Source organism: Solibacillus sp. FSL H8-0538, assembly GCF_038003525.1.
Lineage (GTDB): Bacteria > Bacillota > Bacilli > Bacillales_A > Planococcaceae > JBBOPI01.
This window is the reverse complement of sequence record NZ_JBBOPI010000001.1, coordinates 2,460,408-2,477,515: the sequence shown is the minus strand read 5'-3', so window position 1 is coordinate 2,477,515 and position 17,108 is coordinate 2,460,408. Positions and strand designations below refer to the sequence as shown.

The following is a 17,108-nucleotide window of genomic DNA, read 5'->3' as shown; positions in this document are numbered from 1 at the left end:
TAAAACTTTGAGTTAGAGGTGATCCATAATGGCAATTCCGTATCAAACGCTATACGAGCAAGTTCAACTTGTCCTTAACAGCAAGATTGAAGAATTTAGGTATTATGACTACAATGCTATTTCAAAGGACGACCTGTGGCGCTACTGTATTAAAAAAAAATGGCGCAAGGTGAAGATTGAAGACTTGCATTTGTATGAAATTGTTGCAACCATTTATAGTGTTTCACCGTCTGAAATTGTTAGTTATGACCAAATCAATGACTTGAAGGAGCAACCTCAACTTGTTGGCATTACAGAAGATGAATTGAAGGCATTGTTAAATCCTGGGCCCAATCTCGAAAAAGTGAATATGGAATAAATGGTAAAATGAACGGATGACTATAGTATTAATTTGACAGTTAGTGCATCGTGTTTCATAATAGGTTTATTGCACTTTTTAGGAATCTGCCATTAATATATAACCGATTGATAAGTGCGTTAGTATTAAATGGTATGTTTTTGTTTTAGCTACATAGTCTATCGAAATGGCGCAACTTTAGCGCTTTTTCTAGTGCGTATTTTTCGCACAAATTTGAGGAGGATTTACAAATGAAATTAGCAAACCGTATTATTACGTTCGTACTTGTAGTAGCGTTGCTATTTACAGGAATGGGAACGACGGTACAAAAAGTTTTAGATGATGTAAAACTAGGGCTTGACTTACAAGGTGGATTTGAAGTTCTTTATGAAGTTGAATCTCTTGTAGATGGACAGGATGTTACTCCTGCTGTATTAGCAGATACGACAACTGCATTAGATAATCGTATTAATGAATTTGGTGTAAGTGAGCCAAGTATTGAAGTTGAGGGTGAAGATCGTATTCGCGTACAGTTAGCCGGACTAGACGATCAGTCATCAGCCCGCGAGCTATTATCAAGTACAGCCAACTTAACATTCCGTGATGTAGATAATAATATTTTATTAGATGGTAAGGATTTAAAAGAAGGTGGGGCATCTGCTTCATTTGACCAACAAAATCAACCAATTGTTACGTTAACATTAAAAGACGCTGCGAAATTTGCAGAAGTAACACAAAAAGTAATGAGCATGGGTGAAGGTCGTAATTTACTAGTAGTTTGGTTAGACTTTGAAGAAGGCGTAGATTCATATGCAGAAGAAGCTACGAAACCTAAACCAAAATTTGAATCAGCCGCTTCCGTAACACAAGTTTTAAATACAACAGACGTAATGATTTCAGGTAACTTCACTGTAGAAGAAACGAAAAATTTCGCTTCTGTCTTAAATGCTGGGTCATTACCTGTTAAACTAACAGAAATTTATTCAACTTCTGTGGGTGCACAGTTTGGTGAAGAAGCATTAACAAGTACAGTATTTGCTGGTATTGTCGGTGTAATAATAATTTTTGTATTTATGTTACTATACTACCGCCTACCAGGTTTTATTTCTATTATTACATTAACAGTATTCACATTCTTGGTACTTGCAGTATTCAACGGTATTAATGCGGTATTGACATTACCGGGAATTGCCGCAATCGTATTAGGTATTGGGATGGCAGTAGATGCGAATATCCTGACAGCAGAGCGTATTCGTGAGGAATTGCGCGTTGGACATTCGGTAAAAGAAGCATTCCACTTCGGCTCGAAATCATCGTTAACAGCGATTATTGATGCACAGTTAACTACTTTACTTGCAGCTGTTGTATTATTCTACTTTGGTACAAGCTCAGTTAAAGGATTCGCAACGACGTTAATTATTTCAATTTTACTTAGCTTTGTAACAGCTGTATGGGGGTCGCGTGTCTTACTAGGCCTTCTTGTAAAAAGTGGTTACTTCAATAACCCATCTTGGTTTGGAATTGCGAAATCAAAACAACATAAGCCTGAAGAGAATGTGACAACATTAGAGTTAACAACCAAATTTGATCGACTAGACTTTGTGAGAAACCGCAAAAAGTTTTACGCAGCTTCGATGGTCATTTGTATTGTCGGCGCTATTATTTTAGGTGTATTCCGCTTGAACTTAGGGATTGACTTCTCAAGTGGTACACGTGTTGAAATTCAAGCAAATCAAGAATTGACGCAAGAAGAGATTATTAAATACGTTGATGAAATTGGCTTGCCAACAGATGATGTTGTTATTTCTGGAGAAGAAAAAAATACGGCTGTATTACGTTATAAAGAAGACTTCACGCAGCAAGAAGTGTTGGACTTTAAAGCAGACGTATTAAAAACTTACGGACATGATCCAACCTTAAGCACAGTTTCTTCACAAGTTGGGGAAGAACTAGCAAAAAATGCGATGTATGCATTAGCATTAGCAGCACTTGGTATTATTATTTATGTAGCAATTCGCTTTGAATGGCGCATGGGCTTAGGTGCGATTCTTTCACTTCTTCACGACGTATTCTTCATGGTTGCTATTTTCAGTTTCCTTCGTTTAGAAGTAGACATTACGTTTATCGCGGCGGTGCTAACAATCGTTGGTTACTCAATTAATGATACAATCGTTACATTTGACCGAATTCGTGAAAACATTGAACACCACGAAAAGATTACGACAAAAGAAGAGCTTGCAAACATTGTGAACAAGTCACTTCGTCAAACGATGGGACGCTCTGTTAATACCGTATTAACAGTAATCATCGTAGTTATTGCGCTTATTTTCTTAGGTGCACCATCAATTCAAAACTTCTCAATCGCATTACTAATTGGTTTAGTAACAGGTATGTACTCTTCAATCTGTATCGCAGCACAAGTTTGGTACTCATTAAAAGTACGTCAAATGAACAAAACTGGCGGTTCAGTTGTGAAAAAAGAGAAGAAATCATGGGGTTCAGACGAGCCACAAGTATAAAAATAGGTTTCAAAGCAAGATATGCACATGTAGCATATCTTGCTTTTTTTTCAGTGGATAACTAGGGACATGAACTCGCTCTATTTTGGGCGAGTTGTGTCTTTCTAATGTTATTCATGTAAAAAGGTCTAGGTGAACTAGGTAACGTACTTAGTCTAGGTTACTAAAGAGGAAGCGGTAGGATGCAAGCTACTAACCTACTAAGTAGTTTGCTCGCTTTTATGAAAGGATAGAAAAGAGATTTTATGACAGTATCCCACGAAAATTTTGTATAATGGAGAGCATGAGGAAGTGAAAAAATGATCGCATCAACGAAAAAATGGGTTATACAAAAACCGGATGAAGCTACCGTCAAAATGCTTCAAGATGCATTATCAATTTCTATTATTGCGGCCAAGATTTTAGTAGCAAGAGGCTGTGAAACAGTAGAACAAGCGCAAGCATTATTAAAACTGGATCCACAGCAATTACATGATCCGTATTTAATGCAAGGTATGCGTGAAGCAGTTGCACGTATTGAGCAATCACTGGACGCAGGTGAAAAGATACTAGTATACGGGGATTACGACGCGGACGGCATTACTAGTACTACCGTCATGCTAAACGTGTTGCTTGATTTAGGGGCAGATGTCGATTTTGTCATCCCGAATCGTTTTACACATGGCTACGGACCGAATGAGGAGTTATTCCGAGAGGCTCATGCGAATGGTGTGCAGTTAATCATTACAGTGGATAATGGAATTAGTGGCATTGATCCGATTCGCGTAGCAAAAGAGCTAGGCATGGATGTTATTGTGACAGACCACCATGAAGCTGGAGAAGTACTGCCGGATGCGGATGTAATTTTACACCCACGTGTTCCAGAAGGGCATTATCCGTTCGGTGAGCTAGCAGGGGTAGGGGTTGCCTTTAAGCTAGCGCATGCACTGTATGGTGAAGTACCGGATCATTTGTTTGAATATGTAGCGATTGGTACAATTGCGGACTTAGTACCTTTAGTTGGTGAAAATCGTTATTTAGTGCAGCAAGGAATAAAGCATTTACGGCGTTCACAAAATCCTTGGGTACAGGCGATTAGTGATGTTTCAGGCGCCACGCAAAAAGATATTAACGAAGAGACAATCGGTTTTTATTTTGGACCGCGCTTAAATGCCATTGGTCGTTTAGGCAGTGCAGCACCAGGTGTTCAATTCTTGATGAGCGAGGATAGTGCTCAGGCGAAGCAATTGGCCAAGCAGTTAAATGATAATAATGCCGAGCGCAAGGATATTGTCAATAGCATTACTGAAGAAGCAGTCGCACTCATTGAAAGTGATCCTGCAATTAAAGACCATCTCGTATTAGTTGTTGCGCAGGAAGGCTGGAATGCAGGCGTTGTTGGAATTGTCGCGTCCCGTCTTGTAGAAAAGTATTATCGTCCGACGATTATTTTATCGATAGATCGTGAAAAGGGTACGGCTAAAGGCTCAGCCCGTAGTATTGAAGGCTTCCATCTGTATGATGAACTTGCAAAAAACCGTGATATTCTACCGCATTTTGGTGGGCATCCGATGGCGGCGGGGATGACATTGCCGTTAGACCACGTTGATGAGCTTCGCAGCCGTCTACACATGCAGGCTGAGGCTTGTTTAACAGAAGATCAACTTGTACAAAAGCTCGTAGTTGATGTACCTGTAGAGCTAAGTGAAGTTACAGTGGATGCTATTGAGGATATTCGCAAGCTGGGTCCATTTGGTGCGGATTTTGAAAAGCCAATGTTCGCGCTTCAAAATGTTAAGGTGAAATCAATGCGTAAAATTGGTGCGGCGGAAAATCATTTAAAAATGGAGCTGGAAGATGCATACGGAGCGATTGATGCAATCGGCTTTGGGAAAGGCTATTTACACAATGAAATTTCGTACGATGTGAATACGTCCTTTGTAGGGGATTTGCAAATTAACGAGTGGCAAGGCAAAAAAAAGCCACAGTTTATGATTCAGGATGTTCAAGTGATGGAATGGCAGCTATTTGATTTTCGTGGCAAAAGCCAATTGACGAACTGGCTCGCGAAAGTTCCTGTAGAGCAAACGGATTTTATTGCGTTTGAGGAAGCTACAGTAGCGCATTACGAGAAGGCAATTGGAACAGAAATAGTACTCATACAAAATGAACAAGCATTCGCGCGCGTTGGTCAAAATATCGTTTTACTCGATCTGCCACTAAATGTTCAATTGTTAGAAGGACTCTTAAAAACGGTGAAACCAAACCGAATTTATGCGCATTTTTATACGCCAAGCTCTCAATATTTTAACGGAATGCCAACGCGTGAGCACTTTAGTTGGTATTATGGATTTTTAAAGAAACGTCCGACCTTTAACTTAAAACAGCATATTGTACAATTATCACAACATATTGGACTAAATATTGATGTAATTAAGTTTATGACAAAGGTGTTTTTTGAGCTGGGATTTGTTAAAATAGAGAATGGTTTGACGACTGTTGTCGAAAATGCACCAAAAAAGGGGTTATCTGAGGCACCGTCGTACAAAATGCGTTCAGAACAAATTGAATTAGAGCAGAAGCTTTTATATGCAACTTATATAGAGTTAAAACAATGGTTTGATGAACGAGTGAGTTCTTGAGGAGGACAAAGAAATGGATTTAAAGCAATACGTAACAACGGTTGAGAACTGGCCTAAAGAAGGAATCAGCTTCAAGGACATTACAACAATTATGGATAACGGCCCAGCCTACAAATATACGACTGATGAAATCGTGAAGTACGCACAAGAAGTTGGCGCTGAAATTATCGTAGGACCTGAAGCGCGCGGTTTCATTATTGGCTGCCCAGTTGCCTATGCTCTTGAAATTGGCTTCGCACCAGTACGTAAGCCAGGCAAACTTCCACGTGAAGTAATCTCAGCGGACTATGGTCTTGAATACGGTACAGACACATTAACAATGCACAAAGATGCAATCAAGCCAGGCCAAAAAGTATTAATCTGTGATGATTTACTTGCAACTGGTGGTACCGTTGAAGCGACAGTTCGCCTAATCGAGCAACTTGGTGGCGTAGTAGTTGGTGCCGCGTTCATCATCGAATTAATGGAGCTTAACGGACGCGGGAAAATCGGTGGCTACCCAATAAAAACTTTAATCCAATATTAATTTTTCTGGCCTCATTCTGCAAATAGTTACGAATGAGGCTTTTTCGTTCATATATTTTACATATTTCTCTTTTTTAGAAAACTAAATTTGCCCCTATCTTTACAATTTGTACATGTTTTTTATACAATTAAGGTTATATCTAATGTGAAAAAATTACTTAACAAGGTGGACAAACTATGGCGAAAGAACAAATATTGGCGCCCGAAGATGTTTTCGAGCTCGTCAAATCGTATATGAATGATGAACATGTTGCCTTTGTCGTAAAAGCGTATGAGGTAGCGAAAGAATCTCATAAAGAGCAGTTCCGAAGCTCTGGAGAACCCTATATTATTCACCCGGTTCAAGTAGCCGGTATTTTAGCTGAGTTGCAAATGGACCCTGAAACGGTCGCGGCAGGCTTCCTTCATGATGTCGTAGAAGATACGACTGTGACGCGTGAGGATTTAGTGCGCGAATTTAGTGAAGAAGTGGCGATGCTTGTCGATGGAGTAACGAAGCTCGGCAAAATTAAGTATATGTCAAAAGAAGAGCAACAGGCAGAGAATCACCGTAAAATGTTCGTAGCGATGGCACAAGACATCCGTGTAATTTTAATTAAGCTTGCGGACCGTCTTCATAATATGCGCACGCTGAAGCACTTACCTGCAGAAAAACAGCGGCGTATTTCGAACGAAACGCTTGAAATTTTTGCGCCTCTCGCACACCGATTAGGAATTTCAAAGGTGAAATGGGAGCTTGAGGATACGGCACTACGTTACTTAAATCCGCAGCAATATTACCGCATCGTCAGCTTAATGAAGAAAAAGCGTGACGAGCGTGAAGCGTATTTAGATAATGTCATGGACGAAATAATTTCACAGCTACATGAAGTAGAAATCGACGCGGATGTATATGGACGACCGAAGCATATTTATAGTATTTACCGTAAAATGGCGCTCCAAAAAAAGCAGTTCAACGAAATTTATGATCTGCTTGCTGTACGCATTTTAGTGGACAGCATTAAAGATTGCTATGCGGTAATCGGAATTGTCCATACGCTATGGAAGCCGATGCCGGGTCGATTTAAAGACTATATCGCAATGCCAAAGCAAAACTTATATCAATCGCTTCATACTACGGTTATTGGTCCATACGGAGATCCACTAGAAGTACAAATTCGTACGAAGGAAATGCACCAAATCGCAGAATTCGGGATCGCGGCACACTGGGCTTATAAAGAAGGCAAAACGATGGATTATAGCGAAAAAAATATCGATCAAAAGCTAACGTGGTTCCGCGAAATTTTAGAATTCCAAAACGAATCGTCGAATGCAGCGGAATTTATGGAGTCATTAAAATTCGATTTATTCTCAGATATGGTATACGTCTTCTCACCAAAAGGAGATGTCATCGAGCTTCCTGCAGGCTCCGTGCCAATTGACTTCGCCTACCGTGTCCACTCAGAAGTTGGTAATAAAACAATCGGTGCAAAAATTAACGGTAAGATGGTGACACTGGATACGCCACTTAAAACAGGCGATATTGTTGAAGTGTTAACCTCAAAACAATCATTTGGTCCAAGCCGTGACTGGATTAAAATCGCACAAAGCTCACAGGCCAAAAATAAAATAAAACAATTCTTTAAAAAGCATGTACGTGAAGATAGTGTCGTTAAGGGTAAGGAATTGGTCGAGAAGGAAATTAAAGCACAAGGATTCGAGCAAAAAGAAGTATTAACACATGAAAACTTCAAACGTGTCATTGAGAAGTTTAATTATACACACGAAGATGATCTATATGCAGCAGTTGGTGTAGGTGGCATTACCGCACAGCAAATCGTAAACCGCTTAGCTGAAAAGATGCGCAAGGAGCGCGAGCAAGAAGAAGCGCTCGAGAAAATCGTCAAGGAAATGAATAACCCAAATCATAAAAAGCCAACTGATTCAGGTGTTGTCGTGAAAGGCATTGATAATTTATTAATTCGTCTATCACGCTGCTGTACACCCGTGCCAGGCGATGAAATTGTTGGGTTCATTACAAAAGGCAGAGGCGTTTCTGTGCACCGCGGGGACTGTCCAAATATCCAAGATGGTGATAATGCAGAGCGCATAATCGAGGTTGAATGGGAGAATAGACCAACACCAGCGCGTAAGGAATACCCAGTAGATATCGAAATTTCGGCATTCGACCGCCCAGGTATATTAAATGATGTTATGCATGCGGTAAGTGAAGCGAAAACGAACATTTTAGCCGTGACGGGTCGTGCAGACCGAGATAAAATTGCCACGATTCATTTAACCATCTCGATATCAAATATTTCGGCATTGCATAAAGTCGTAGAGAAAATAAAGCAGCTGCCTGACATTTATTCGGTGCAACGCGTCATTAACTAATAGATTGAAGGGTTTTATGTGAGAGTAGTCATTCAACGATCAAAACAAGCGTCAGTAACAGTCGACGGAGCAGTTACAGGAGCGATTAACAAAGGCTATGTACTACTCGTGGGCATGACACATACAGATACATTAGAGGACGTAGCTTATGTAGCCAAAAAAATTGCGGATATTCGTCTTTGGGAAGATGACGAAGGCAAGATGAACCGCTCAATTCTCGATGCGGGTGGCGATATTTTATCCGTTTCACAGTTTACTTTGTATGCTGATACGAAAAAAGGTAGACGACCAAGCTTTATCGATGCGGCACGCCCAGAAGTGGCCAAGCCTTTATGGGATGCATTTAACGTAGCCCTTCGCGATCAAGGTTTACGTGTTGAAACAGGTATTTTCGGTGCGATGATGGACGTTGCATTAACGAATGATGGCCCTGTTACAATACTTGTCGAATCGAAAGAAAAATAAGGTGAAACCTCTATTAACGGGAAATTTACTAATCGTTATTGGGGGATAAAGGCACGAATTCTATTTCCCACTCATACAATACAGAACTATGTAAAAGGAGTGGGAGACCGGTGCAAGCAGGTAATGTGTCTAATCCTTATTTATTCGAAACGATTAAAGGATTAATCGGCCAGTCAATTGTCGTGCAAACGGGAAACAATATTACGCAAGGTATACTAACTGCTGTATTGCCAGATCATATTGTTGTAGAAATTTGTCGGACACCATTTTTTATACGAATGGATGAGATCGTTTGGATTACGTTAGCACGAACGAAAAACTAAATACTAGTGAATACGCATCTCTAAGTTGACATATGTTACATATGACAATTCAGGAGGTGTTTTTTTGTTTCAACGCGTAAATAAGCTGATAATAGAACTTCCAGAAGTCGAATATGGCGACGCAAATGCAGCAAGTGCCGTTCAGGAGTTGCTCGGGGGCAAATTTGGCGAGATGTCGACATTGAATAATTATATGTACCAATCATTTAACTTTCGAGGTAAAAAGAAGCTGAAGCCGTTTCATGATTTAGTCGCGAGTATTACAGCAGAAGAGTTTGGTCATGTAGAGCTTGTGGCGAATACGATTAACTTACTCAATAAAAGTTCTTCCTTCACCGCACCACCCGATTTAACGCCATTGCAAAACGGAAAAAATATGCGTAACACACAGGCATTTATTGCCTCTGCACAAACAGCGCTAGCCGTCGATTCAATGGGGAAACCTTGGACAGGAGAAAATGTTTTTTCGAGTGGAAATTTAGTACTCGATCTTTTGCATAATTTTTTCCTTGAATGCGGGGCACGCACTCATAAAATGCGAGTCTATGAAATGACCGCCCATCCAGTAGCGCGTGAAATGATCGGTTATTTATTAGTGCGCGGAGGTGTGCATATCATTGCTTACGCAAAAGCATTGGAAATAGCTACAGGTGTCGATGTGACGAGAATGCTACCAATTCCAAACCTAGATAACCGTGTCTTCGATCAAGCGCGCAAGTATGAAGAACTTGGCTATGGGAATGTATTATTTACATGGAATACAGTGGGGGATTATAAGGATATTGATAAAATTTGGAAAGGGGTGCATCCGGTATCCTGTGAGCCGCTTATCGTGCAGGAGGGTTCCCCGAAAGGATATGATATGCCGGATCTAGATGAGCTGCCAGAGGAATTTGCTCCAGGCATTGGACCAGAGGAATACCAAATGATTGCAAAGCGATTGATGGCAAAGATGTAACAATGACGTACTATTAAAAAAGCGTAAAGAAAGTTCAGAAAAAGAACTTTCCTTACGCTTTATTTCTGTTAAGGAAATTAAAAAATTTCGCTTTGTAGATAACATTTAAAAAAGTAAATGCAACGTCTAGGCGAAAGCGCCAGCCCCTCGAGTTCGCGGTATATTGTCCTCAGGCGAAGGCAAAGAGCGCCTTCACTTCGGAGTCTACAGCGGTTGTTAGGGCAAAGCAAGCACTTTTAATCTGTTAGTTGTGCATCAAAATAGTTCAATAAGCCTTGGTAAATACCAAGGGTAGCTTGCTCACGGTAATAATCCGTTGCGATTGTACGCTCTTCATTGGGATTACTTAAATAACCGAGTTCAATTAAAATCGCATTTTGACGATTTTCACGTAATACTAAATAGTTGCCAGCACGAACGCCGCGGTCACGAATTGACACCTTTGTAGCAAGGCCACTATGGACATATTCAGCTAGATTTTTCTGATAGCTATTTGTATAGTATGTTGTAAAGCCTGTAACTGAGGTATCCTCAATTGCGTCGTAGTGGATACTGACAAAGGCGTCTGCTACTGATTGATGTGCAATTGCGACACGCTTACGCAAATCTACATAAACATCGGACTCACGCGTTAATATAACATCGGCTCCAGCTGCGCGTAGCTTTGATTTAAGCAACTCGGCAGTTTTAGTAGTAATCTCTTTTTCTGCCGTACCACGGTTGCCGGTAGTGCCGTGATCATTCCCACCGTGGCCCGGATCAAGAACAATGGTAACCCCTTGTAAGGTCCCTTTTTTGCGCGGTTCAGTAGTAGTCGCTGTTATGATATCTTGTGAATTACTATTTGTAACGACCCAGTTTGCCACATAGGCTACTTGATTATTACCGAGGTCAATTTTATACCATTCACCTTCAGTTGCAAGGATGGTGAATGTTTCTCCTGCATTTACACGTGTTACAACATTTGAAGAGGTCGAGGCATTTTCGCGTAAATTCGTGCCGTTATAAATTATCGTTACGCTTTCTGTAGGTGGTGCTGATTCATCTGCGGTAGTACTAACAGTTTTCGCAGCAAATGTGCCGTAAAAGCTATACACCCAGCCTTTTTTCTTGTTCGTGTATTCAATTTGCACCCAGTTATTATTGCGACTCACAACTTTAAACTGCTGCCCCTTTTTACCGACACCAAGCTTTTTAGAAGTTAAGTCCGCTTTTTTACGAATATTTACTGCATTTACTGAAATCATAAATGTATTCGGATCATTTTCAATATCGAGCAAATTATTTTCTGGTTGTTCAGGAGGGACTTCTTCTGTATCTGTATCTGTATCTGTCTCTGTCTCTGTTTCTGTTGAAGTAAGGATGTTGTCATTAATCGTTACATAAATTGCTGAAACCCACCCTATAAAATCTCCATATTGAATTTGAATCCAGTCTTGCTGTTGCTTTATCAAAACCGCTTCAGTGCCAGATGAAAGCTGTGTCAAAACGGCTGCTGATAGTGAGGGCTCTGAACGGACATTTAAATGATCTACTTGAGAGATGATACTTTTTTGCGATTCTTCGACAACCTCCTGTGCAGAGGGTTGCGTTAGCCAAGAAGCCACCCACCCATCTAAATCCCCTACTTGTACATGAATCCAGTCTCCTTGCTGTTCAATAGATCTAAGCGCTTGTCCATCCTTTAATGTTTCAATTATAGGGTAGGATAGTCCTGGTCCTTCACGTAAATGTAAGATTTCAGCAGATACGACTAAATCCGCTTTTTTGCCATCATCTGCAAATACGTGCTCATTAAGAAATGAGGGCGTAGCTACTAAAAATATTAATACACAACTCATTAATAATTGAAGCGATACTTTTCGCATCGAATTCCTCCCTTCGTATTTGTTAAAAAATGAACAATTCTGTAAACGTAGGATATATACCCTCTTATTGTAAAAGCAATTATGTACTAAAATCCATAGTTTTTTTCAAAAGTGTTGACAACTGCATGTGACAACATTAACATAAGGATTAATCTAAAGACGTAATATCGCCATTGACCAAGCAAGTAGCTGCTACCAATGCTGACAAGAGAGGGAAAGACATAGGCTGAAATCTTTCCTACAGTAAGTAACATGCGAACAACACTTAAGAGGCTTTTCTTCGAACAACTTGTTGTTTAGTAGGGGAAAACGGAATCGGCCGTTATCCGAATACGAGAGGATGTAGCAATACATCAACTAGGGTGGAACCGCGGAAGACTTTTCAAGCTTTCGTCCCTTGCATTTATTATGCAGGGGACGAAAGCTTTTTTGTGTTTTACCATGGGAAAACAAAAAGCCTCCCGCGGATGTCACAGATTTCGTAATGTTGGATGCTAGCCTAAGAACGTCGTATTCATGCGACAACGGCTAACTGATCTGCATTCTGCAGGCTAAAAAATGCGCCATGGCGAATTCATTTGAAAACGCTGAACTAGTTAAAAGACAGCAATTCAACTTAGAGTTTACAGATCAACGGACAGGAAGGGGAGTTATTTATGAGCTTTAAAGTACCTAGAGGAACACAAGACATTTTACCAGGACAAACGGAAAAATGGCAGCAAGTAGAAGGGGTAATTCGTGATTTATGTCAGGTTTACCGCTATAAAGAAATTCGCACACCAATGTTCGAAGCAACAGAATTATTCCAACGTGGTGTTGGTGATACAACGGACATTGTGCAAAAAGAAATGTACACATTTGAAGACCGTGGTGGCCGTTCATTAACACTTCGACCAGAAGGAACTGCATCAGCAGTGCGCGCATACGTAGAGCACAAAATGTTTGGTCAAGCAGATCAACCTGTGAAGCTTTACTATACAGGTCCAATGTTCCGCTATGAGCGTCAACAAGCAGGACGATACCGACAATTCGTGCAATTCGGTGTTGAGGCAATCGGTTCAGCGAATCCAGCAATCGATGCAGAAGTTATCGCACTGGCGATGGACGTTTACGGTTCAGTTGGCTTAAAGGATTTAAAACTAGTGATCAACTCACTTGGAGACAAGGAAACACGTAACGCACACCGTACAGCGCTTATTAATCACTTTGAGCCAAGCATCAGTGAGTTTTGCTCGGATTGCCAAAATCGTCTAGCAAAAAACCCACTGCGAATTTTGGACTGTAAAAAAGACCATGAGCACCCATTAATGGCTACTGCTCCGGCACTGACAGATTATTTAACAGATGACTCAGCAGCATATTTTTCACAAGTGAAAAAATACTTAGACGCATTAGGTATTTCATATGTAGTCGATCCAAATTTAGTTCGTGGTCTTGACTATTACAACCACACAGCATTTGAAATTATGTCAACGGCTAGTGGCTTTGGCTCCATTACAACACTTTGCGGTGGTGGACGCTATAACGGGTTAGTTGAAGATATCGGCGGTCCAGATATGCCTGGTATTGGCTTTGCAATGTCGATCGAGCGCTTACTGCTTGCACTTGAAGCAGAGGGGATTGAGTTAGATGTTCAGGAAGGTCTTGATATGTATGTAGTGACGATGGGTGAAGAAGCGAAGTTAAAAGCTGTGGAACTTGTCAGCTCATTCCGTACTAAAGGCATTTCAGCGGACATGGATTATCTTGACCGTAAAATGAAGGCGCAAATGAAAGCAGCGGACCGTGCTAGTGCAAAATTCGTAATCGTATTAGGCGAAACGGAGCTAGCAGAAGGTGCAGTTAATGTGAAAGTTATGGAAACAGGAAATCAAGAAAAGATTGCCTTCCACGACTTAGTGAATTTCGTATTAGAACATAAATAAGTAAACTTTTGGAGGAAACAATCATGGCACAAAGAACGCATGCATGTGGGGAAGTAACTGCAGCACAACAAGGTGAAGAAATCGTATTAAAGGGTTGGGTACAAAAGCGTCGTGACTTAGGTGGACTAATTTTCGTTGATATGCGCGATCGTTCAGGTATCGTACAAGTAGTATTCGGCGACGAAGCACCAGAAGCACTTAAAGTAGCGGAAAAAATCCGTAATGAATATGTAATCGAAGTAACGGGGAAAGTAATTCTTCGCGAAGCAAACCAAGTAAATAAAAACATTAAAACAGGTGAAATTGAGGTTTTAGCTTCTTCATTAACTATTATTAACGAAGCGAAAAACCCGCCATTTGCGATTGACAACAAAGCGGAAATTGCAGAGGATATTCGTTTAAAATATCGTTACCTTGACCTACGTCGTCCAGTCATGTTCGATACATTCAAGATGCGTTCAGACGTTACACGTACAATTCGTAATTTCTTACAAAATGAAGGCTTCCTAGAAGTGGAAACACCAATTTTAACAAAATCAACTCCAGAAGGCGCACGTGACTATTTAGTACCTTCACGCGTACATGATGGTGAGTTTTATGCATTACCACAATCACCGCAACTATTTAAACAATTATTAATGGTTGGTGGCTTTGAGAAGTACTTCCAAATTGCTCGTTGCTTCCGTGACGAGGATTTACGTGCAGACCGTCAACCGGAATTTACGCAAGTAGATATTGAAACGTCATTTATGTCAATGGATGAGATTATTGCAATGAATGAGCGTTTAATTGAACAAGTAATGATTGACGTGAAAGGTGTAGAAGTAACGGCACCATTCCCACGGATGAGTTATAAAGAAGCAATGGATCGTTTCGGTTCAGACAAACCAGACGTACGTTTCGGCTTAGAATTAAAACAGCTTTCAGAAATCGTAAAAGACTCAGCATTCGGCGTATTTGCTAACGCGGTAAAAGCGGGCGGCGAAGTAAAAGCAATTAACGTAAAAGGTGCTGCAGCCAATTATTCACGTAAAGATATCGATGCACTTGGTGAATTTGCTGCAGTTTACGGAGCAAAAGGTCTAGCTTGGTTAAAAGTAACAGAAGAAGGCTTAAACGGACCAATCGCAAAATTCTTCGAAGGTGAAGCTGCACAAGCGATTATTAATGCAACAGAAGCAGAAGCTGGCGATTTACTATTATTCGTAGCAGATAAATCATCAGTTGTAGCTGATGCTTTAGGTGCATTACGTACGAAACTAGGTAAAGAACTTGGCTTAATCGATGAGTCTAAATTTGCTTTCCTTTGGATTGTCGACTGGCCTCTATTCGAATACGACGAAGCAGATGGTCGTTACTACGCAGCGCATCATCCATTCACGCGTCCATTCGATGAAGATCTTGAATTAATGAACACAAATCCACAAGCAGTACGTGCACAAGCATACGATATCGTATTAAACGGTTACGAGCTTGGCGGTGGGTCATTACGTATTTATGAGCCAGACTTACAAGCGAAAATGTTTGAGATTTTAGGTTTCTCTGAAGAAGAAGCAAGAGCACAATTTGGTTTCTTATTAGAAGCATTTGAGTACGGCGTTCCTCCACATGGTGGGTTAGCAATGGGGCTTGACCGTCTTGTTATGTTACTTGCAGGACGTACAAACTTACGTGATACAATTGCATTCCCGAAAACAGCTTCAGCAAGCTGCTTATTAACATCTGCACCATCGAGCGTTTCAGATGCACAATTAGGTGAACTTAGCCTGGCTGTTACAGCTGTGAAGGAAAAAAAATAGGATTAGCCAAGGTGTAGTTCTATTAGCATAAATAATTACATGAGTGATAAATCATAGTTTTTTGTGGTTTATCGCTCTTTTTTACATTTTTTTGTCTAATTTCTAGTAAATATTAAATATTTTAAATGATTTCAAGTTTTTTTAATTGAATATTCAGAATTACGATGATAAGATGAAATCAATACGAAACCTGAGATGTTTGTTACGCAAATGTTTCTTAACAGTTTTGACCGAACATTATATCGTTGGGAGCCACTCATTTCTTTTGCTGCAAACATGCCCCATTGGAGAGGGACGTTTAACGTAAAGATTAGGGCACCCCCCTGCTAGGATGCGGGTTCAAAACGGTGTTATTAACATAACGGCATATTCGGGGTTCGTCTAATTCCTTGTCTAAAGCTCTTCTGCACTTGCAGGAGAGTTTTTTACTGTGTATAATTCCGAGTAGAATCATATAGATTGAGGTGTTTAGAATATGTTGCATCAATTTTCACGTAATGAATTAGCAGTTGGAACAGAAGGGCTAGAAAAATTAAAAAATACAACGGTAGCTATTTTAGGTATCGGGGGTGTGGGATCATTTGCTGCAGAGGCTTGTGCGAGAAGTGGCGTTGGTCGAATTATTTTAGTAGACAAGGATAATGTAGACATTACAAATGTTAATCGCCAGCTTGTTGCGTATTTATCGACAGTTGGGAAATCCAAATCAGGTGTTATGAAGGAGCGTATTGCCGATATTAATCCTGAATGTGAAGTAATTGATATGCATATGTTTTATACAGAAGAAACATATGAGAGCTTTTTTAATCTAGGCATAGATTTTGTTATTGATGCTTCCGATACAGTCATTTATAAAATTCATCTAATGAAGGAATGCTTAAAAAGAGATATTCCGATTATTTCGAGTATGGGTGCTGCTAATAAAATGGACCCTACACGCTTCCAAATTGCGGATATTTCGAAAACGCATACGGATCCTTTAGCAAAAGTTATTCGCACAAAGCTACGCAAGGAAGGCATAAAAAAAGGGGTAACGGTTGTGTTTTCAGATGAATCACCAATCATCGTGCGCCCGGATGTTGTAGAAACAGTAGGAAATCCCAATGCAGCGATTCGTAAGGCGCAATTACCACCATCGTCAAATGCATTTGTACCTTCTGTTGCAGGTCTTATTGCTGCCAGTTGGGTCATTAATCAAATTGTTAAAGATGTGAAAATTACACGCGTACACGGGTAAAGAAAAAGGGTGTCGTAACAGTAGTAGGACTCTACTATACGGGCACCCTTTTTGGTGGATAAGAAAGTATAACTTTCCCATCCACATAAGTAAGGACATCAACTCGCCCTATTTTGGGCGAGTTGTGTCTTTCTAACTATTTGTCGATAATACTTAGC

General features: G+C 40.4%; 12 protein-coding genes, 1 other RNA gene and 1 other annotated feature. Of the genes, 12 read left to right on the top strand and 1 reads right to left on the bottom strand.

Going from position 1 to position 17,108, the window contains the following annotated elements:
* The first annotated feature begins 28 nt into the window (after window positions 1–28).
* The 8 genes from MHH87_RS11800 (at window position 29) to MHH87_RS11765 (ending at window position 10,121) form a co-directional block, all read left to right on the top strand.
* Entirely contained in the window at window positions 29–358 is a 330-nt protein-coding gene (locus MHH87_RS11800) for a post-transcriptional regulator (protein ID WP_340749502.1), read from the top strand.
* Window positions 359–588: 230 nt separating this feature from the next.
* Window positions 589–2,856 carry a protein translocase subunit SecDF gene (secDF, locus tag MHH87_RS11795; protein WP_340749501.1) on the top strand — a complete coding sequence of 756 codons (2,268 nt, stop codon included), beginning with the start codon at window positions 589–591 and terminating at the stop codon, window positions 2,854–2,856.
* 299 nt (window positions 2,857–3,155) lie between these two features.
* Window positions 3,156–5,477 carry a single-stranded-DNA-specific exonuclease RecJ gene (recJ, locus tag MHH87_RS11790; protein ID WP_340749500.1) on the top strand — a complete coding sequence of 774 codons (2,322 nt, stop codon included), beginning with the start codon at window positions 3,156–3,158 and terminating at the stop codon, window positions 5,475–5,477.
* A gap of 13 nt (window positions 5,478–5,490) precedes the next feature.
* Window positions 5,491–6,003 (top strand): adenine phosphoribosyltransferase, encoded by a 513-nt coding sequence (locus MHH87_RS11785; protein ID WP_340749499.1) that lies wholly within the window; start codon window positions 5,491–5,493, stop codon window positions 6,001–6,003.
* A 176-nt stretch (window positions 6,004–6,179) separates the two neighbouring features.
* Window positions 6,180–8,375 (top strand): RelA/SpoT family protein, encoded by a 2,196-nt coding sequence (locus MHH87_RS11780; protein WP_340749498.1) that lies wholly within the window; start codon window positions 6,180–6,182, stop codon window positions 8,373–8,375.
* A gap of 18 nt (window positions 8,376–8,393) precedes the next feature.
* Window positions 8,394–8,840, top strand: a complete 447-nt coding sequence (dtd, locus tag MHH87_RS11775; protein ID WP_340749497.1) for a D-aminoacyl-tRNA deacylase — start codon at window positions 8,394–8,396, stop codon at window positions 8,838–8,840.
* Between the two features lie 110 nt (window positions 8,841–8,950).
* Complete coding sequence (locus tag MHH87_RS11770) at window positions 8,951–9,163, top strand: YuzF family protein (protein WP_340749496.1); 213 nt, start codon at window positions 8,951–8,953, stop codon at window positions 9,161–9,163.
* Between the two features lie 64 nt (window positions 9,164–9,227).
* Window positions 9,228–10,121, top strand: coding sequence for a manganese catalase family protein (locus tag MHH87_RS11765; RefSeq protein WP_340749495.1), 894 nt, complete (start codon window positions 9,228–9,230; stop codon window positions 10,119–10,121).
* Window positions 10,122–10,357: 236 nt separating this feature from the next.
* Here the strand turns inward: MHH87_RS11765 and MHH87_RS11760 are convergent, their stop codons facing one another.
* The gene (locus MHH87_RS11760; RefSeq protein WP_340749494.1) at window positions 10,358–11,989 is read right to left on the bottom strand and encodes an N-acetylmuramoyl-L-alanine amidase; all 1,632 of its coding nucleotides are present in this window, start codon (window positions 11,987–11,989) and stop codon (window positions 10,358–10,360) included.
* Between the two features lie 164 nt (window positions 11,990–12,153).
* Window positions 12,154–12,390 (top strand) — a binding site (T-box leader).
* 255 nt (window positions 12,391–12,645) lie between these two features.
* Between MHH87_RS11760 and hisS the strand changes: the two genes are divergently transcribed.
* From hisS to MHH87_RS11740, 4 genes are all read left to right on the top strand, one after another.
* Window positions 12,646–13,914 (top strand): histidine--tRNA ligase, encoded by a 1,269-nt coding sequence (gene hisS / locus MHH87_RS11755; RefSeq protein ID WP_340749493.1) that lies wholly within the window; start codon window positions 12,646–12,648, stop codon window positions 13,912–13,914.
* A gap of 23 nt (window positions 13,915–13,937) precedes the next feature.
* Complete coding sequence (aspS, locus tag MHH87_RS11750; RefSeq protein WP_340749492.1) at window positions 13,938–15,713, top strand: aspartate--tRNA ligase; 1,776 nt, start codon at window positions 13,938–13,940, stop codon at window positions 15,711–15,713.
* 184 nt (window positions 15,714–15,897) lie between these two features.
* Window positions 15,898–16,094: non-coding RNA, 6S RNA (ssrS, locus tag MHH87_RS11745), on the top strand.
* A 94-nt stretch (window positions 16,095–16,188) separates the two neighbouring features.
* Complete coding sequence (locus MHH87_RS11740; protein WP_340749491.1) at window positions 16,189–16,950, top strand: tRNA threonylcarbamoyladenosine dehydratase; 762 nt, start codon at window positions 16,189–16,191, stop codon at window positions 16,948–16,950.
* Window positions 16,951–17,108: the final 158 nt, after the last annotated feature.